The sequence below is a fragment of the Cognatundibacterium rivi genome (assembly GCF_018139565.1).
Classification (GTDB): domain Bacteria; phylum Pseudomonadota; class Gammaproteobacteria; order Burkholderiales; family Burkholderiaceae_D; genus Undibacterium; species Undibacterium rivi.
This window is the reverse complement of the sequence record NZ_JAGSPK010000004.1, coordinates 309,008-328,782: the sequence shown is the minus strand read 5'-3', so window position 1 is coordinate 328,782 and position 19,775 is coordinate 309,008. Positions and strand designations below refer to the sequence as shown.

Sequence of the window (19,775 nt, the reverse complement as noted above, 5' to 3'; positions counted from 1 at the left end):
CTAGCGCAAAACGTGAAAAGACTGCGGATAGCCCTGCGCAAAGACTGAGTTTAAACCCGCAAGTCAAATGCAAATATGTTTATAAAAATCTGGAAAAAACTCAACAAAAAGGAAAAGTGGCAACCGATATTGCGGACGAAAACCTATGCCTGCAGACATCGCAAATCACAGGTATGCTAAGCGCATTCCACGCGCCACTTTGTTTTCAAAAGAAACTGATGAACAATTATCCGCTGACCTTGTTGTACGATGAATCCTGCCCGTTGTGCAAACTTGAAATCGATAATCTGAAGGCACGTAACGATAAGAATTTATTGCGATTTATCGACATCTCTGGCGAACAATTTGACACCAGCCCTTACGGCATACCGCAGGCAGAACTGATGCGCGTCATCCACGCAATCAAACCAGATAACAGCGTCGTGACGGGCGTCGCCGTTTTCCGACTGGCTTATGAAGCCATAGGACTGGGCTGGATCACAGCACCAACCGGATGGCCGCTGCTGAAGCCCTTGTTTGACTGGCTTTATATTCGCGTCGCTGACAACCGCTATCGCCTGTCAAGCCGCGTTACCGGATACTTATTCGAAGTAGCAGCAAAACGCGCAGAAAAACGCAGCAGTAAATGCAAAGATGATCAGTGTTCTGTGAAATAGCGTAAGCGCTGGCAACGCAAATCCAAGATTGGGAACACTGGTTTGCATCTACCTCATTACCGAGGTGAGCGACTGAGAACCGGCGAGAATACTGCAACCGCGTATAGCAATACGCCCCCCCAGAACGTCGGACCAACAATTGTTTGCTGCATCAGCCCACGAACACGCTGCCAGCGTGACAGATAATCAAACCCGGTCAGATAGATCAGCGTCGATGAAAATTTTGCAGGAACAACTGGAAATTGCGCGCTGAACAGTTTTGCCTGGCGTATCGCGTCCTGTAAATTTTTACGTGCCAGCTGTAATTTTCTGCGCGGAGAAAACAGCTTTTCCCAAAAACTGCTAACGCTGGCGCCGACCTGATTGTTATCATGCTGGCGATAAAACATGGTCGCCTGACCAACATGGCCGATATGCCCGAAAACACCGGCCACCAGCATCAACCACCAGTCATGCATCACAGCGCCATCAGGCACCGGCGACGCCATTTCCAACAAACGACGATTCAACATCATGGTGCATCCGGGCGCAACGTTATACAGAAACATGGACTCTGGTCGGACGTAGCCGACCGGATCAATTTTCTGATATGCAAAAAAAGAGGAAGAAATCACATTGAGCTGATGATCCGTAACCGCCAGATCGGTGAACACCAGCAGCGGCACTTCCGCCCCGAACTCACGTTCCAGCTCCTGCATTTTCTGCAAACTCAGGGCGATTTTATTGTTTTGCCAGACATCATCCTGATCAGCCAGCATGACGTAACTGGCCTCGGTCTGCTCCAGCGCATGATTAAAATTGTGAATAACACCGCGTTTCTGATTGATGTGCAATTGCACCTGAGGATGTGTGCAGCAGATATTTTTCACAATCTCTGCGGTCGCATCTGTTGAAACATTATCGGAGACAATCAGCTTACCGAGCGAAGCACCAACAGCAGACATGTCATTGGCAAAAATCGAATCAATCTGGGCGGAGATGTATTTTTCTCCGTTATATGAAGCTAAAGCAATATCTATCGTCGGCATGGGGTGGCGCAGGAAAAAGTGAGGTCAACAAGTAGAGGTACAGACTACGGTGAAGGAATACTTAAAATCACCATAAAACAATACCCTTTTTTCTTGCTGCTATAATCATTGCGACGGTAATCAGCATTTCCGTTAAATACAGACTGATGATCAAACCTGTCGATTGATAACGATACGTCAGATAGCAGGCATACAGTGCATGCAGCGGTCCGGCGACCAGATAGATTTTACTCAAAATTCTGCTCTCACCAACAGCGAGAAAACGCCATTGCGAAATGATCGTCGCAAAACCAATCACCAGCGGCAGGAAAGCCAGCGCTTTCAGATACATCGCTGCCGGCGCAAAACTTGCGCCAAGGTAGCGGAATGCAATGACATCAGCAAAACAAAACAGGACGAGACCTCCCGCTAACTGCACACCTAACAGCAGGTAGGAACCACGCCGGATCAGCGAGCGTGACTCATTTCTTTTATCAGACTCCTGATGTAACGCAGCGATACGGGGAAATAAGGCAGCAGCTATAGGCTGAATAAAACCTTGTGCGGCGACGCGGATTTTATCGGTCGCAGCAAAATACGCGACCTGATCGGCACCCGCAAATAGCTTCAATAAAATGATATTGATCGTCGTGTAAAAACTGGTGGAAATATTCGACAAAAAGACTGGCCATCCCTCTTTTAGCATCCCCCAGATGCTGCTCACACTGATACTGGCACGCACCAGTATCTTAGTTTGCCTTGCGTAGTAAAAGGACATCGCAGCAGCAACAACTCCCGGGATGTTTTGCAGCACCGCCGCCATCACCAGATCATCTGTCGTTTTAACCAGAACAAAAACCAGCGGCAAAGGCAGCAGGCGCGAGGCGGCTGTAATCAGCGCGAGTGCCCGCATTCTCTCTAAACCCTGAAATAACCAGGTCGGAAAAAGTGCATTGCCCAAAACGCCAATAAAGCATGCAAGAAACAACACAGCGTGCTGCTGCACATCAGCAAAAACGGCAATCAGCAACAGACAAGCCAAGCCACCTGCAGCAGACAAAATCAGTTTCACTGCCAGCGTATTGGCAACAACACCAGAAACAGAGTACTTATTACCACTATTGATCGCGATCAGTCTGGTTGCTGTAATCCCGAAACCATAATCGGTAATCAAAATAAAATACTGTATCACCGCCTGGGCAAATCCCAGAGCCGCAAAGTCCGGCACACTCAACACCCGCGTCAGATAAGGGAGCGTCACCAGTGGTGCCAGATAAATCAGGCCCTGTACAAAAACGAGGTAAAGAATATTTTTTGTTATCGATGTCATTATTAAGCTTAGCGTCACCGGGCTATCACCGATCTCTCGGTATATGAGAGACGTGATCATACCTTGTCACAGTGCCTGCAATATTGCTCACGGAAAAAAAACTGCCATTTTTTTCTGTCACTGAAAAACTTTACGTCGATTTGTCCCAAAACAAAGGAAAAAACGGCTCACGCTCGGGCAGCTTGTTAAAATACGGTCTTCCTTCGCACTTATTCCACCAGGCGCATGAATACGTACCTGGCAGTCGCTACCAACCTATGTCTATACCTTCCGCCCCATCACCTAATTTGACTATCGCCGTCGATACCGCTGCCAGCCATTTAAAAAATATACTGTTCACTGCATTTGAGCATAGCGCTGAAAAAATGGCCGTCATCGTCTATGACCAGAACTCACCGCTCGCAACGATACTGGCAACGGCTTACCGCACTTGCCTGCCAACGGCCACCTTCATCAACTTTGATGCAGTTGCACCGGCATTCATTTTACAAACACTGGAGCAATTGCAAGCATCAGATCTGGTCATACTGATCCAATCGACGAATTTCCGGCTTGAAGCTTATCGCTTGCGTGTGGAGTTGTTTAAAAAAGGACTGAAAGTCATAGAACACCCGCATCTTGGTCGTATGGATGGCATGGAAGTCGATTACTACATTGACTCTCTGGCCTACGATGCCGGGTATTACCGGGTTGTCGGGCCCGCGCTCAAAGAAAAAATTGATAAAGCCAGCAGCGGCGTTGTCGACAGTGGTGGCGAGCAACTTATTTTTGGTGGTAAGTTCGAATCCGCCAAAATGAATATCGGCGACTACCGTGAAATGAAAAACGTCGGCGGTCAGTTTCCTATCGGTGAAGTATTTACTGAATCCGTTGATCTCGAAGCGGTGAACGGACGTGTGCGGATTTTTGTGTTTGGCGACACCACGTTTACGGTCAACCGTCCGGAAAAGCCGATTACGCTGATTGTCAGTAAAGGCCAGGTCGTCGACACGCTCGATTCCACCCCGGAATTTGACCGTGTATTAGCCAATATCCGGGCCGACGATGGCGTAATCTGGGTCAGAGAGTTAGGTCTGGGAATGAATCCGGCATTTTCCAAAGACCGTACCGTGCGTGACATTGGCACCTATGAGCGTATGTGCGGCATTCATTTGTCATTAGGATCAAAACACGGCAGTTATGCGAAACCGCATATCAAGCGCGGCGAAGGTCGGCATCATGTTGACGTCTTTGCCGTCACTGAATCAGTCAGGCTCGATGATGAGGAAGTCTATCGCGATGGTGCATGGGTTGTCTGACGCAGGCTATACTCGATTGACAACAAAAATCCGGCCAGCGCAGGGGCAGTTATCTGAATGAGGGCGACGTAACTGGGCAAGGCAAGGTAAAAGACCGCGAAAATGCCTGTTCGCTCAGCACTCATTCTGGCAAACACACTTTCAGCCTGAGTTTCGCTGGTAGAATAATGCCCTTGTCCGTAAATAAAAAAGTGCATCAACCATGACTCGCAAGCTCTTCGTTACCACCGCCCTTCCTTACGCAAATGCGCCATTCCACCTCGGTCATATCATGGAATACATCCAGGCTGATATCTGGGTAAGGCATCAGCGAATGTCGGGTAACGAAGTGCATTTCGTCGGTGCTGACGATGCGCACGGTGCACCGATCATGATTGCAGCAGAAAAAGCTGGCATTTCTCCACAAGAGTTTGTTGGAAAAATTGCGGCTGGTCGCAAGCAATATCTGGATGGTTTTCACATTCAGTTTGATAACTGGCACTCGACCGATGGCCCTGAAAATCATGCCTTGTCGCAGGATATTTATCGCAAACTCAAGGCAGCCGGTTTCATCACCAGCAAAACCATCGAGCAATTCTATGATCCGGTCAAAAACATGTTCCTGCCGGATCGCTACATCAAAGGCGAATGTCCTAAGTGTGGCGCCAAAGATCAGTACGGCGATTCCTGCGAAGTCTGCAGTGCTGTTTATGCGCCGACCGAGCTGAAAAACCCGTATTCGACACTCACTGGTGCGACGCCAGTAATGAAATCGTCCGAACATTTCTTCTTCCAGTTATCGAACCAAAAATGTGTCGATTTTCTGCGTGGCTGGGCTTTGCAAGACAATCGCCTGCAATCGGAGGTCGCCAATAAATGTAAAGAATGGCTGGAAGGCGACGGTGGTTTAGGTGATTGGGATATCAGCCGTGATGCGCCCTATTTTGGCATTGAAATTCCGGATCAGCCGGGCAAATATTTCTATGTCTGGCTGGATGCACCTGTCGGTTATCTGGCATCGCTGAAAAATTATTTCAATAAAACCGGCCGTGATTTCGATGCGTTCATGGCCGACCCGACCACCGAACAAATTCATTTCATTGGCAAAGACATTACTTATTTCCACACCCTGTTCTGGCCTGCGATGCTGAAATTTTCTGGCTACAAAACGCCGGATAATGTGTATGCCCACGGTTTCGTCACGGTTTCCGGCGAAAAAATGTCGAAGTCACGCGGCACAGGTATTTCGCCTTTGCGCTACCTCGAAATCGGCATGAATCCTGAATGGCTGCGTTACTACTTCGCCGCCAAACTGAATGCCAAGGTAGAAGATCTGGATTTGAATCCGGATGATTTCGTGGCGCGCGTGAATTCTGATCTGATCGGTAAATACATCAATATCGCCAGCCGCGCTGCAGGCTTTATCACCAAGCGTTTTGATGGTGTTGTCACCAGCGACTGGGCAACAGCAGATGATGCGTTTATTCGCCATCTGCGCGATGCTGCACCGGAAATCAAGGCGCTGTTTGAATCGCGCGAATATGGTAAGGCGCTGCGTGCTGCGATGGAACAAGCCGATCTGGTCAACGCGTATGTCGATGCGAACAAGCCGTGGGAACTGGCAAAAAAACCAGAGAACGATGCAAAATTACAGGAAGTCTGCAGCCGCTTGCTGGAGGCTTTCCGCATTCTGACGATCTTCCTGAAACCGGTTCTGCCACAACTGGCGACACAGGTAGAGACGCAATTGAATATCGCTCCGCTGCAATGGGCGGACGTGAATACCCCGATTCCGCATCTGCATAAAATTCATCCGTATGCGCATCTGATGCAACGTGTGGACATTAAAATTTTTGATCAGTTATTTGATGCGCCGGTTGTCGATGCAGCGCCTGCTGCAGAAGAAAAAACCAGCGACATCGAAGCAATTGCCGAAGAAATCAAAATTGATGACTTCGCCAAAGTTGATCTGCGTATCGCTAAAATCGTCAATTGCGAGCACGTCGATGGCTCTGATAAATTACTGCGTCTGACGCTGGATGTCGGCGAAGGCCGCACCCGTAATGTGTTTTCCGGCATCAAATCAGCTTATCAGCCAGAACAACTGATAGGAAAATTCACTGTCATGGTGGCCAATCTTGCGCCTAGAAAAATGAAATTCGGGATGTCTGAAGGCATGGTACTGGCGGCCTCTGCGGCCGACGAAAAAGCCAATCCAGGTCTGTACATTCTTGAAGCTTGGCCAGGTGCTCAACCAGGCATGCGGGTCCGTTAATTTTTCTGCCAGCATGAATATTGCCCTACGCGAAGCAGTTCCGGAAGATGCGCAACTGATTGCGCATCTGACCCGCAGTTGCTGGGCAAATAAAGTCGCAGCCAGCTCCGCCGGACATCATGAAAATGCAGAAGATGTTATTGCCGACTTATGCCATGGCGGCGGCTTTTTGCTGTTAATTGATCACATACCAGTTGGCTCCGTGCGCTGGAGCGCTCTCGACACAGATACCAATGTGTGGGAAATCCGGCGTATGGGGATACTTCCGGCGTTTCGCAATCAATCGCTGTCGCAACATCTATTGGAAGCGGTCATTCATGCCGCGCAGAATGCCGGCATCACGGAACTCCGGCTAGGGGTCAGAACCGATCAGCCCCGCTTGTTAGATTTATACACCGCGTACGAATTTGAACTGGCACCGGAGCTCGACTACGCCCACGCTAATCCCCACGAACCAGCACCTTATGTCATGCGTCGCTTTCTGAAGAGCTGATCTGTCAGTTGATCTTCTTCTGATCGCATTGCACGATGCAGGCAAAGAACTTTTACCAACATCTGATGTCTTGATACTCTCCCTATCCGGAAATAACTTCATGAACAGCATAATCGGCACAAGCAACACCAACGCAGCGTCCGCAATGATTTCCCCTATTCCAGCCCGGCTGCAACAACTTCGTACAGCCATGAAAGCGCATGATCTCGACGCCTACATCATTCCTTCCGCTGATCCGCACTTATCTGAATATTTGCCTGAACACTGGCAAGGGCGCACTTATCTGTCAGGCTTTACTGGCTCCGTCGGCACACTGGTGGTGACGGCTGATTTCGCTGGTTTGTGGGTGGATAGTCGCTACTGGAGTCAGGCTGAAAAAGAACTGGCGCCAACAGGCATACAGATGATGAAAATCGCTTCTGCTGCCGCGACCTTACATATCGACTGGCTGGCACAACATCTGGCGAGCGGGAAAACCGTCGGTGCCGATGGCTTTGTACTCGGTCTGGCCACCGCCCGCGCGCTGACTTCTGCGCTTCAAGCAAAATCTATCAAGCTCGATACCAGCAAAGATCTGCTGCAAGATATCTGGCCCGATCGTCCTGATTTGCCACTCTCTCAGGTCTACGAACACAAAGCACCATTTACCGTCATCAGCCGTAAAGATAAGTTGACGCTGGTACGCGAACAAATGCGATCAAAGGCTGCTGACTGGCATTTTGTCTCCACGGTTGATGATATTGCCTGGATATTCAATTTGCGTGGCGCTGATGTCAGTTACAACCCGGTGTTTGTCGCACATGCGCTGATCAGTGCAGACAAAGCGACGCTGTTTGTTTCCAAAGGAAAAATTAACCCTGATCTCGCTGCTATTCTGGCGCTGGATAACATAGAAGTTGCGGATTACTCAGATGCACAAAGTTCCCTGCGTCATTTACCGGCAACAGACAGCATATTGATAGACCCTCGCCGCATTACTTACGGCTTTCGTGATGCGATTCCTGCTTCAGTGCGCGTCGTCGAGGCGATCAATCCATCCGTGTTTGCCAAGTCACGAAAAACAGCGGAAGAAGCCCAATTCGTGCGGGAAGCGATGGAACAGGACGGTGCTGCCTTGTGTGAATTTTTCAGTTCGCTCGAAGCCAGCCTGGGCAAACAAACGATCACAGAAATCACGATTGATGAGCAAATCTGCGCAGCACGTGCTCGTCAACCACATTTCATCTCGCCCAGCTTTGGCACGATTGCCGGATTTAATGGCAATGGCGCGATGCCACATTATCGCGCCACACCTGAATCACACGCCATCATTGAAGGCGATGGCCTGCTACTGATAGACTCTGGCGGGCAATATCTGAACGGCACCACGGATATCACCCGGGTAATGCCGATAGGAACAGTGTCAGAAGCGCAAAAACGTGATTTCACACTGGTGCTCAAAGGCATGATCAATCTGTCGCAGATGCAGTTCCCGCGTGGTACGCCATCACCTATGCTGGACACCGTGGCGCGTGCACCGATATGGCGGGAAGGCATCAATTATGGTCATGGAACCGGTCACGGTGTTGGTTACTTCCTGAATGTGCATGAAGGCCCTCAGTCGATCTCTGGCGCACTCGCGGAAGCCCATACTGCAATGGAAGCAGGCATGATTACGTCTAATGAACCTGGCATCTATCGTCCCAATCAATGGGGTGTGCGTATCGAAAATCTGTTACTGACCGTGCCTGCAGTGACAACAGAGTTCGGTGACTATCTGAAATTTGAAACACTGACTTTGTGCCCTATCGATACGCGCTGTATTCTGGTTAGTTTGTTACGTGATGACGAAATCGACTGGCTGAATACCTACCATGCGACAGTTCTTACGAGACTGGCACCAAGAGTCACAGGCGCAGCGCTGAGCTGGTTGCAGGAACGCACAAAAGCCATCAGCAAATAACAAAACCGCCATCAGCACGAATGATTAAACGAAGCCACATCGAATTATGATGTGGCTTCATTTTATTCGGGCCGCCATCCGCGACAAAACTGCAAAAAATCCTGTATATGCCGGGACAATAATTTATGCGGGCTATATATCAGATAAAAATGACGCTTCAGTGGCGGAAGTTTTGTTTCCAGTTCATGCAATTTCCCCAGCGCCAGCAAATCCGCAACAACCACACGTGACAGACAAGCGATACCAAGACCGGCAGCGGCAGCATGCATAATCGCTTCAGAGGTTCCGAATTCGCCCGCCAGTGTTAAGTTTTTCAGATGCGGCAACAACACCTGCTCGACATTTTCCCGCGTACCGGAGCCGCGCTCCCGCAACAACCAGGATGCAGAACGCAACTCTCTGGCGCTGATGCTGCCATTCTTTTGTGCTGCATACGGATGCTCCGGCGAACAGACAACGACCATTTCGTCCTCAAACCACGGTTCGACCAATAAATCTGTTCGATGGCAAGGCCCCTCAATGAAACCAAAATCGACTTCGTAGTTCGCGACAGCGCTGACGATGTCCGCTGTATTCGCAATCGTCATCTGCGGATGAGACATGGTGTGCTGAGCAAATGCGGTCTGTGTATCTGCTGAGGGTCTGGCAGCCAGCAACGCTGGCAGGCAATAACTGCCTATGGTTGTACTGGCACCGATCCGTATGCACGACCAATTGGCATCCCCCGATGAGAACTGCAGTTCTATCGAATTTGCGGCATCGATTATCAGACGCGCCTGCGGCATTAATAAACGGCCATTGTCGTTTAACAGCAAACGCTTACCGACACGATCAAATAACTGCGTGCTGAGCAGATGCTCCAGCTCATTCAGTGCGGCACTGGCAGCCGATTGTGAGAGTGCAACGACATTTGCCGCAGCCATCGTGCTGCCTTGCTCTGTCACTGAAACGAATACTTGCAATTGACGCAGGCTGATCTTCATAAATTAACCTATTTTTTAGTTTAATTATACAAAATTAATTCGTTTTATTGGTTTAATAAAAATCGATATTCTGCGTGCATCCCCCCCAAAAAAAACAGATCATGATGACTCACACTGATTCAAGCAATGCACACACAGAAAATACCCTGCATCGATATGTTCCCGGCTTACTGTTGTGCGCAACGCTGGCGACAATCGCGATGTTGCTCAGCAAGTTCGCCTGGATGCAAAACCATGGATTAAGTAATCTGACTACCGCAATATTGCTGGGTATGATCGCAGGCAATAGCCATGCCGTATTTCAGCATCGAGGTCTTGAGCGTGGCATGCTGATTTCCAAACAAACATTGTTGCGCGCCGGGATTATTCTGTACGGCTTACGCCTGAGTTTCAGGGACATTCAACAACTTGGCGGTACCGCATTCGCTATTGACGCAATCGTTCTTGGTACAACGTTTGCCATTGCTTTATTTCTCGGAAAAAAAGTCTTTGCGCTGGAAGACAAATTAACGGTCTTGATTGGGGCAGGTAGTTCGGTCTGCGGTGCGGCCGCAATCATGGCAACAAGCCCGGTGATTAAAGGAAAATCAGATGATGCCAGTATTGCGATCTCTGGCGTGATGATATTCGGCACCCTCAGCATGTTGATGTATCCACTTGTTTTTGAATGGAACAGGCATGTCCAGTTTATTCCGCTTTCTACATCTGGCTTTGGTATTTACGTAGGTTCAACCATGCATGAAGTTGCGCAAGTGATTGTTGCCGGCAAGGCTGTGAGTGACTCGGCGGGTGATGCTGCTGTCATCACAAAAATGCTCAGGGTCATGATGCTGGCACCATTTCTACTTCTGCTGCCATTCGTATTACGCTTACTTAAAAAACACAATACGAAGGCAACGTCACAAACTGATAGCAGCGAAAGCAGAATCGAAATTCCCTGGTTTGCGTTCATGTTTATCGCCGTCGCGGCAATCAACTCTGTATTGGTGATTCCAACTGAAATCAGAGCCGTGCTGACGAACGCAGATAATTTTATTCTCTGTATGTCTATGGTTGCTTTGGGCTTAAGCACAAAAATCAGTACCTTGCGACAAGCTGGAATAAAACCAGTATTGCTCGCTATGAGCTTGTGGCTGTGGCTGATCTTTGGTGGAGCTGCGATCAACTATGTGTGTAAATAATGTTCCGCTTTTGCTTCAGTTAGTCGCCAAAAACTTTTTCAAGGCAGCATTCATCTGATCCAGTTGAGTAAACAATTCCACTTGCTTTGCCGCTGCCAGACTCAAATCATTCGTCTTACCTAAATGCTCTAATTCCCTCGCCAGCGACTCGGCCGGCACCGCGCAAAAATTCCCGACCAGCCCTTTCATGGTGTGTGCTGAGCGGTACAGCAATTCGCTGTCTTGTCGCGCCACCGCATCGGCAATTTCTGCCTTGTACTGGTCGCAAGCTTCAAGAAAAGAATTGCCGATGATGTTAACGATCTCTGTGTCGGCATTCAGTAAAGCTGCCTCATAATCAAATGATGTATTTTCTGTCGGCATATCTGTCTTTGAAGGTGGGTTATTCATGTCAGTCTTCGTGCTTTGCTGTGCCCGCTTTGCGATCCCGTTAGTATTCTGCGCCAATTTTTTCAGCAATTCTCTTAATAATTCCGCCTTGATGGGTTTGGATAAATAATAATCCATCCCCGCTTCATGACATCTTTCCCAGTCGCCTGGCATGGCGTTGGCCGTCATGGCAATAATAGGGGTATGTCTGCCATCGCCATGCGAGTGTTCTGTTTCGCGGAGACGTTGCGTTGCCTCGACACCGCCCATTTTCGGCATCTGCATATCCATCAGAATGGCATCAAACGCTTGTTGTGATAACTGTGACAGCGCATCCAGACCATTTTCTGCCACAGTAGCAATATGACCCCATTTATTCAGCAGCGCGAGAATCAGTTTCTGATTCACCGGATTATCCTCAGCAACCAAAACGCGTAAAGGCAAGGAATATTGTGTGCTATCCAATTGCTCCTGAACACCTGGCATCTTTTTTGTATGCTCACCCTTCACGGCGGTACTGATGGCATCGTAAAGCTCAGACTGGCTCACCGGCTTTAAAACGTAGTTTGTCATGCCCAGCTCCTGGCAATCGAGGAAACCCTCACGCGAGCCTGCGGATGAAAGCAGCACTGTTTTAGACTTTAATTCTTCATATTCTGAAGCAAGCCGTGTCAGAAACTCAAAGCCGCTCATACCGGGCATACAGACATCAAGCAGAATTACATCTACATGTTGTCCATCAGATTGCATCTGCGATAGGAACCGCAAAGCCTCGTCGGCGGATGCAGCAGTAACCGTTTTTATCTTCCATTTTCTCAGCGTATCGGAAAAAAATAAGCGGTTAACAGCATTGTCATCAACAATCAGTGCAGTCATACCTGCAAAATCCATCACGCGTTTTGCAGCACTATTTTTTTCGTTTTTTGCCAAGCCGATCGTAAAGTAAAACGTGCTTCCATTTCCCGGTTCACTATTGAGTGCGAGCAAACCATTCATACACTGAACCAGACGGGAAGAGATTGTCAGACCGAGACCAGTTCCGCCATATTTACGGGTTGTTGACGTGTCCGCCTGACTGAATGCATCAAAAATACTGCTTTGTTTATCTTTCGGAATACCAATGCCGTGATCCGTGACAGCAAAATAAATATCGAGTCGTGTCGTGCTTTCATGTGCCAGTTGGACGTCGACAATCACCTCACCTTTTTCACTGAATTTAATCGCGTTACCGACGAGATTCGTCATGATCTGACGTAGGCGACCAGGATCACCGATCACGATTTCCGGAATAGCGGCATCTATTTTGTAAACCAGTTCTATGCCTTTTTCCGACGCTCTGAGCGACAGTGCCCTCAAACAGGACGCAATTAATTCCCGTAAAGAAAATTCGATTTTTTCCAGCTCTATCTTTCCAGACTCAATTTTCGAAAAATCCAGAATATCATTGATGATACTCATTAACGATTGGGAAGATAATTTAACCAGTTCAAGATATTCACGTTGTTCGCCGCTGAGATGAGTGTCCAGTGCCAACTCCGTCATTCCGATGATGCCATTCATCGGCGTCCTGATCTCATGGCTCATTGTCGCCAGAAACTCGCCTTTTGCTTTATTCGCTGCCTCTGCATCATTTTTTGCCTGTAGCAAATCAGCCTCAAATCTGAGTCGCTCTGTGATATCCCTGCACGATCCATAGATGCTGCCGTCCGGCAAAAGCGCGGCGTTCAATTCAACAGGAACGGTATCTCCATCTTTTTTCAGCAAGGTGATCTCGGCACGGAGATGCTTCTCCTCCAAGATATGACATAAAAAATTACGCATCGCCAGCTCCCGGTCTGCTAACGGCAATAAGTTATACATACTGCTGCCAAGCAGCCCGACCCGGGAGTAACCCAGCATATTCGAGGCGAGATCATTCACATAAACCAATTGCTGACTCGTGTTTGCAACAAACACCGCATCAGCAGCGTTGTCGAGCAACATCCTTTGTCTTGCCTCACTGTCCCGAAGTGCACGGTCTGTTGCTAAACGCTCTGAAATATCTTGAAAGACAGCAACGGAACCAACGACCTTGCCATGATCAATAATTGGCGACGCAACTATCGACACAGGAAAAAGACTGCCGGACTGATGCTGAAAGTATTCGAGATCAGAACGAAATACTTCGCCGGACATGATAGTCTGATGTATCGGGCAATCCTGATTCTGCACATGTGCGCCATCCGGACGTATAGAGTGCACCAGATCGTGAAGTATTTTCCCTTTCAAATCAAGCAGACTTCGCCCCAGAATTCGTTCTGCCTCTGGGTTAAGAAACGTGCATACCCCTTGTGCATCGAGTGTGTATAGACCTTGCCCAAGGTTATCCATCATGTTTTGCATCAGCGACTGATTGGACTCTATCTTTTCACGTAAGCGCCACTGTTCCGTAATATCAGTGCGGATGGAAATATATTGATATGGTCGCTGATGATTATCCAAAAAAGGAACGATGGTCGCATGTGTCCAATACAAGCTGCCATCCTTTGCCTTATTCCGGATTTCCCCGTGCCACACATGGCCGCTGGTAATCGTGTTCCACATATTCTGGAAAAAAGCCAGCGTGTGTAATCCGGAATTAACGATACGATGGTTTTGCCCTATCAGTTCAGCGGCGTCGTACTTACTGATCTCGCAAAATTTTTCGTTGACATAAATGATCGTACCATTGGGATCTGTCACGCTGACAATGGCATGCTGATCTAACGCAAACTGCTGTTTTTGTAGCGCCGTCAACGCTGACTTCAGCTTATCTGAACTGATATCCTCATCAGAACTTTTTCCAGATGAAAAAAACAATTGATCGGTCTTCGCTTTCAAGGTCGGCGGAATTTGATTACCGCCCTCCCACTGCTGCAAGCTGGCATTTGCGTGCGACAACGCGTCTGAACTTGGCCGGAGATGCTGCTTGTACTCAGCCAATTCACTATCTGATCGCTGGTAGTCCAGATCGACCTCGGCAAAAAAATCCCGCATGCCGCGTAGTATCTGTCTCGCGCTGTCGCTCATCACAGGCGCGTGCAGTTGCGACAATTGCTGCAGCTCTGACAGCACAGCTTCTAGCTGCTCCACGCTGTCTATCCCAAGCGAGTTACTGCTTTGAAGCAAAGATAATATATGTCGCATCAAATACTCTTTGCTGTCGCGGTATTGATCATGATCTGACTATCTATCGGCAGGGTTTCGATTGAAGGGAAAGAACAGCGTGTTTCATCCGAAAATTGATGTCTATTGTTGGACACAGGCGCACTAAACCAATATGGAAAAACTCATTTATTCTTAATACTGATCATCCTTGTACAGATTTTTGACCGCTAATATCCTATCCAATCCGGCAAAGAAGGCATCGACGCATACGGGGTCAAAGTGCAGACCAGATCCATCACGTAAATAGGCAAGTGCATTTTCTTTATTCCATGCTTTTTTATATGGGCGTTCAGATGTCAGCGCGTCAAAAACGTCGGCGACAGCGACAATTCTGGCAAACAGAGGGATTTTTTCACCGGCTAACCCATTCGGATAACCACTACCATCGAACTTTTCATGGTGAGCCAACGCGATCTCCGCACCAGTCGTCAACAGGTTGGACGAGCTACCCGCCAGGATCTCATAGCCAAGCAGGGTATGCTGCTTCATCACAGAAAACTCCTCCGGTGTCAGCTTGCCGGGCTTTAATAAAATGTTGTCCGGGATGCCCACTTTACCGACATCATGCATCGGTGCCGCCTCCAGAATTAAGCGTTGATCCTGTGACGATAAACCTAATTGATCTGCAATAATCTTCGAGTAGTTGGCCATGCGGAGAATATGGGCGCCGGTTTCCGGATCTCTTGACTCGGCGGCTTTTGATAAGCGAAAAACAGTTTCTCTTTCCCGCTCTAAAATTTCAGCAGTTGCCTTTTTTACTGATTCATCAAGCCACATCGCCTTATCCTCGAGAAAACGCTGGCTCTTACGCAGAGCCAGCATATTTCGGGTTCTTGCGAGAAACTCAATTTTATCGATAGGCTTGATCAGAAAATCGTTCACCCCGGCATCAAGTGCCTGGTAACGTAATTCAAGTTCGTTATTGGCGGTGATCATCAGGACGGGGATGTCATGGCATCCATCCATCTCACGAAAACGCCGGATAAATTCAATACCATTCATTGCCGGCATCATGTAGTCGACCATAATCAGGTCAGGTACATGGTTGGCGCACCATGCGAGCGCTGCTTCCGGCTCACTGAAACTGACCGACTTACATTTATCTATTTTCTTTAATAGCAAACACAGCAATGTAACGTTGATTTGTGCGTCATCCAGCACCAATACGTTCATTTCCATTAAACATCCCCCCAGAGTACATCTGGTCAGCAAAACATCTGCAAAACTTTTGTCAGCAGCAATAGTTTTGAGTTTAACTTATCTGTATTCAGGACAAAGGGGGAATAACAAAATTTATCCTTTCACCGGATAAATAATGCCATAGACAAACGCAAGCAGACCGCTACTCTTCAATAGCGATATTTGCGGGGAATTGCACGGTGAATTTGCTACCAACGCCAGGGGTAGAGTCGATAAGCAGTTGCGCCTTGTGCCGCAACAGTACATGTTTAACAATAGCCAACCCCAAGCCGGTTCCTTGTGTTTCACGCGAGCGACTTTTATCGACCCGGTAAAAACGCTCTGTCAGGCGGGAAATGTGCTCAGGACTAATACCTATGCCGTTATCCGTGACAGAAAATTTTGCCCCCTGAGGAGTGTTAATCCAACTGATATGAATTTTTCCTTCTTCTGGCGTATAGCGGATAGCATTTGTCACGAGATTCGTCAGCGCACTGCGTATTTCATCCTTACTGCCACGGATATCAGGGCCATCGATTTCCAGTGTAATCTGATGGCGTCCAGCGGAAAGCGCTTCAGCCTCTTGGAAAATCTGCTCGAGTAAGCCGCGCATATCAACGGTTTCAACACGTAACAAGTGATCCATGGATTCCAAGCGTGTCAATGTCAGCATATCCTCCACCAGGCGCTGCATACGCTCGCCCTGCTCCGTCATCAGCTTCAGATGCGAATGGCGGATTGTGATATCGAGATCTGGTTGTAAAGAAGCAATTTCCAAAAAACCATTTATGACCGTCAGAGGAGTGCGTAACTCATGGGAAGCATTCGCGATAAAGTCGCGACGCATCATATCTATACGCTCAGATTCTGTAATGTCATGCGTTACCAGAATCTGACGCCGGTTTTCAAACGGAATGATATGTGCAATCAGCTTACGGTCACGAAATGACAGTGTCAGTGGCGTTTCATAGCGGCCCAGAATAATGTAGTCCATAAACTCAGGTGTGCGCACTAGGTTGGTGACGCGCATTCCTTTGTCTTTTGCCAGACTCAGCCCCAAATGACTCTCAGCGGCGGGATTACACCATTCAAGAAATAAGACATCGTCCATGATCACAACGCCATCAGGTAACAATGTCATTGCCTGACGAAAACGCGCCAGCCATTCAGTCAGCTCTGCCTGATTTTTTTCATCGCCCCTGCGCGATTTATAAAGCCGGGAAAAAATATCCGTCCATGCGCCCCAGCCGTCCGGCAAGCGTGAACTGGTGGGATTGTCCAGCCAATCCGCCAGTCTTTGCAGATAAAAAAGCTGTAACAGAACCAGCCCCGACATCGCAATAAAACCAAGCAACAATCCGGTTACTGCCCCCCACAGATACGCGGCGATACCGGTAGCAATGACAATAAGCAAGGCTCGAATAGAGCTGGAAACCCAGAAAACAACGCGTGGAGACATGAAAATCCCTGATATTTTTTTAATTTTGGGTAGAAATGATGGCACACAATACCGGATTGATTGAGAAACAATATTCAACGCCGATCAAAACAAGTACCGATACTGATAACACTGCTTTCAAATATAAAAAAACAACCACATTCATACTATGTTAAATGTGGTTGTTTTTCATATTTCAGTCTGGTTGCCCATCACAAGAGCCAATTACTTTTCTGACAGCATGTAACCAACGCTACGCACTGTTTTAATCAACGACTCTGCAGATTTCAAGACTTTACGCAGACGCAGAACGTGTACGTCAACGGTACGTTCCTCAATCACGACATGATCACCCCAGACCTTATCAAGCAATTGGCTACGCGAAAAAACACGCTCAGGGTGTGCCATGAAAAACTTCAGTAATTTATATTCTGCATGACCAATATCGACCTTCTGATCGTCAATTTTGACGGTACAGCTAATCGGATCAAGTATGACATTACCCGCCGCCAGTGCAGTTTGTGCGTGCTCAGGACTCTTGCGACGGAGTAAAGCCTTCATCCGTGCAGTCAATTCACGTGGAGAAAATGGCTTTGTGATGTAATCATCTGCACCATGATCCAAACCAGCAATTTTATCTTCCTCCATACTTTTCGCGGTCAGCATAATGACAGGAATCTCATTGAACTGGCGGTCAGAGCGGATTTTGGAAAGTAATCGCAAACCGCTCTGGTCAGGCAGCATCCAGTCGAGCAGAATCAACTGCGGAGTACGACGTTGAATAAAATCCCACGCCTCGGCAGTATTATTGACGGCGAAAGTATTCCAACCTGCTGCACGTAGGGTAAAACTGACTAATTCAACAATCGCTGGTTCGTCTTCGACAATTAATATTGTGGTATCAGCAGCCATTATCTGTATTTGATTTTTTAGTGTTTCTGATCTTGTTTGACAGCGACATAATCCGAATGACGGATATCTTTGCCTTCAACAATGTAAACCGTATATTCGGCAATATTTTTCGCGTGATCAGCTATTCGTTCTATCGCTTTTGCGACCCATAAGGTATCGAGCGCTGAAGAAATAGTGCTCGGATCTTCCATCATAAAGGTAATCAGATTGCGCATGATGGAGCGGAAATCATTGTCAATAATTTCGTCCTGGGCAATCAACTGCACTGCTCTCTCGCCATCGAGCCGGGCAAAAACATCCAATGCCTGGTGCAGCATATCGGCGACGCTGGCAGCCAATACACGAACGGTGTCATGGCCGTTAAACATAGGAATGCTGCGCCGATTGAGTTGGCCTTCTTTCGCAATGCGGGCAATTTTTGTTGATTCATCACCGATACGCTCAAGGTCGGTAATCACTTTGCCAGTAGCGACAACGGTGCGCAAATCATTCGCGGCTGGCTGACGTTTCACAATCAACTGGCTGCACATATCATCAAGCGCAACCTCTAACCGGTTCACTTCCAGATCAGACTGAATGACGATCTCAGCCTGTTCTGCGTTGCCTGTGCGAAAACAGGACATCGCATCATGGAAATGGCTTTCTACCAAACCGCCCATCAACAAGACCTTGGAACGTATCGTTTCCAGATCACTGTCGTATTGTTTTGAAGAGTGTTCGCCTGTCACAGGTTTCTCCTGAATTCTTGTAATCGCGATAAATATAATTAACCGAAACGACCGGTAATGTAGTCTTGTGTTTCTTTTTTGACCGGATTCATGAAAATATGATCCGTCTCGCCAAACTCGACCAACTCACCAAGATACATGTAAGCGGTATAGTCGGAACAACGCGCCGCCTGTTGCATGTTATGCGTAACGATGGCGATCGTGTATTCCTCTTTCAATTCATTAATCAGCTCTTCGATTTTTACAGTTGAAATCGGATCCAGCGCAGAAGTTGGCTCATCCAGCAAAAGCACATCTGGCTTCACCGACACACCACGAGCGATACAGAGACGCTGTTGCTGACCACCCGACAGACTTAAGCCACTTTTATTCAGCTTATCTTTGACTTCAGTCCAGATCGCTGCTTTTTTCAGTGCCCATTCAACGCGCTCATCCATCTCGCCCTTAGAAAGATTTTCATACAGGCGCACACCGAATGCGATGTTGTCATAAACGGACATTGGAAAAGGCGTTGGCTTCTGAAATACCATACCAACTTTGGCACGCAGTAAATTAATATCCTGATCAGGATCGAGAATATTTTTACCGTTATATATGATCTTACCTTCTGCACGTTGGCCAGGATATAAATCGTACATACGGTTTAAGGTACGTAACAAGGTTGATTTACCACAACCTGATGGACCAATAAAAGCAGTGACTTTTTTGTCGAAAATATTCAATTTGATATCGCGCAGGCTACGGGTAGTACCGTAGAAAAAATTCAGCCCGTCGATCTCGATCGCTTTTTTCTGTGTATTTGCTGGAGTAGTAGTCATA

15 protein-coding genes are annotated in these 19,775 nt (G+C 47.9%); 6 read left to right on the top strand and 9 right to left on the bottom strand.

The annotated features are described in order from the left end of the window. Positions 1-218 precede the first annotated feature (218 nt). Positions 219-656, top strand: a complete 438-nt coding sequence (locus KDM87_RS13185) for a thiol-disulfide oxidoreductase DCC family protein (protein WP_212679502.1) — start codon at positions 219-221, stop codon at positions 654-656. 56 nt (positions 657-712) lie between these two features. Here KDM87_RS13185 and KDM87_RS13180 read toward each other — a convergent pair whose 3' ends face one another. Together KDM87_RS13180 and KDM87_RS13175 are read right to left on the bottom strand one after the other, a co-directional pair. After that, positions 713-1,684, bottom strand: coding sequence for a glycosyltransferase family 2 protein (locus KDM87_RS13180; protein WP_212679501.1), 972 nt, complete (start codon positions 1,682-1,684; stop codon positions 713-715). A 67-nt stretch (positions 1,685-1,751) separates the two neighbouring features. Continuing rightward, the gene (locus tag KDM87_RS13175) at positions 1,752-2,993 is read right to left on the bottom strand and encodes a flippase (protein WP_212679500.1); all 1,242 of its coding nucleotides are present in this window, start codon (positions 2,991-2,993) and stop codon (positions 1,752-1,754) included. Positions 2,994-3,250: 257 nt separating this feature from the next. Between KDM87_RS13175 and KDM87_RS13170 the strand changes: the two genes are divergently transcribed. The 4 genes from KDM87_RS13170 to KDM87_RS13155 all read left to right on the top strand — a co-directional run bounded on the left by KDM87_RS13170 (position 3,251) and on the right by KDM87_RS13155 (position 8,980). After that, positions 3,251-4,291 carry a M29 family metallopeptidase gene (locus tag KDM87_RS13170; protein WP_212679499.1) on the top strand — a complete coding sequence of 347 codons (1,041 nt, stop codon included), beginning with the start codon at positions 3,251-3,253 and terminating at the stop codon, positions 4,289-4,291. Positions 4,292-4,493: 202 nt separating this feature from the next. Further along, on the top strand, positions 4,494-6,545 hold the full coding sequence (gene metG, locus KDM87_RS13165; RefSeq protein WP_212679498.1) for a methionine--tRNA ligase: 2,052 nt from the start codon (positions 4,494-4,496) through the stop codon (positions 6,543-6,545). A gap of 13 nt (positions 6,546-6,558) precedes the next feature. After that, positions 6,559-7,038, top strand: coding sequence for a GNAT family N-acetyltransferase (locus tag KDM87_RS13160; protein WP_212679497.1), 480 nt, complete (start codon positions 6,559-6,561; stop codon positions 7,036-7,038). A 100-nt stretch (positions 7,039-7,138) separates the two neighbouring features. After that, on the top strand, positions 7,139-8,980 hold the full coding sequence (locus tag KDM87_RS13155; RefSeq protein WP_212679496.1) for an aminopeptidase P family protein: 1,842 nt from the start codon (positions 7,139-7,141) through the stop codon (positions 8,978-8,980). Between the two features lie 62 nt (positions 8,981-9,042). Here KDM87_RS13155 and KDM87_RS13150 read toward each other — a convergent pair whose 3' ends face one another. Beyond that, a complete protein-coding gene (locus KDM87_RS13150; protein ID WP_212679495.1) occupies positions 9,043-9,963 on the bottom strand; it encodes a LysR family transcriptional regulator in 921 nt (306 codons plus the stop codon). A 101-nt stretch (positions 9,964-10,064) separates the two neighbouring features. On the opposite strand from KDM87_RS13150, the gene KDM87_RS13145 reads away from it, so the two are divergent. Then, the gene (locus tag KDM87_RS13145) at positions 10,065-11,144 is read left to right on the top strand and encodes a YeiH family protein (RefSeq protein WP_212679494.1); all 1,080 of its coding nucleotides are present in this window, start codon (positions 10,065-10,067) and stop codon (positions 11,142-11,144) included. Between the two features lie 15 nt (positions 11,145-11,159). On the opposite strand, the gene KDM87_RS13140 is transcribed toward KDM87_RS13145, so the two are convergent. The 6 genes from KDM87_RS13140 to pstB all read right to left on the bottom strand — a co-directional run bounded on the left by KDM87_RS13140 (position 11,160) and on the right by pstB (position 19,774). Continuing rightward, positions 11,160-14,678 carry a PAS domain S-box protein gene (locus KDM87_RS13140; protein ID WP_212679493.1) on the bottom strand — a complete coding sequence of 1,173 codons (3,519 nt, stop codon included), beginning with the start codon at positions 14,676-14,678 and terminating at the stop codon, positions 11,160-11,162. 153 nt (positions 14,679-14,831) lie between these two features. Continuing rightward, entirely contained in the window at positions 14,832-15,878 is a 1,047-nt protein-coding gene (locus KDM87_RS13135) for a two-component system response regulator (RefSeq protein ID WP_329604938.1), read from the bottom strand. A 163-nt stretch (positions 15,879-16,041) separates the two neighbouring features. Next, positions 16,042-17,337, bottom strand: a complete 1,296-nt coding sequence (gene phoR / locus KDM87_RS13130; protein ID WP_212679492.1) for a phosphate regulon sensor histidine kinase PhoR — start codon at positions 17,335-17,337, stop codon at positions 16,042-16,044. Positions 17,338-17,541: 204 nt separating this feature from the next. Then, a complete protein-coding gene (gene phoB, locus KDM87_RS13125; RefSeq protein ID WP_212679491.1) occupies positions 17,542-18,228 on the bottom strand; it encodes a phosphate regulon transcriptional regulator PhoB in 687 nt (228 codons plus the stop codon). Between the two features lie 17 nt (positions 18,229-18,245). Further along, a complete protein-coding gene (gene phoU / locus KDM87_RS13120) occupies positions 18,246-18,956 on the bottom strand; it encodes a phosphate signaling complex protein PhoU (protein WP_186885227.1) in 711 nt (236 codons plus the stop codon). 38 nt (positions 18,957-18,994) lie between these two features. After that, positions 18,995-19,774 (bottom strand): phosphate ABC transporter ATP-binding protein PstB, encoded by a 780-nt coding sequence (gene pstB, locus KDM87_RS13115; protein ID WP_212679490.1) that lies wholly within the window; start codon positions 19,772-19,774, stop codon positions 18,995-18,997. Position 19,775: the final 1 nt, after the last annotated feature.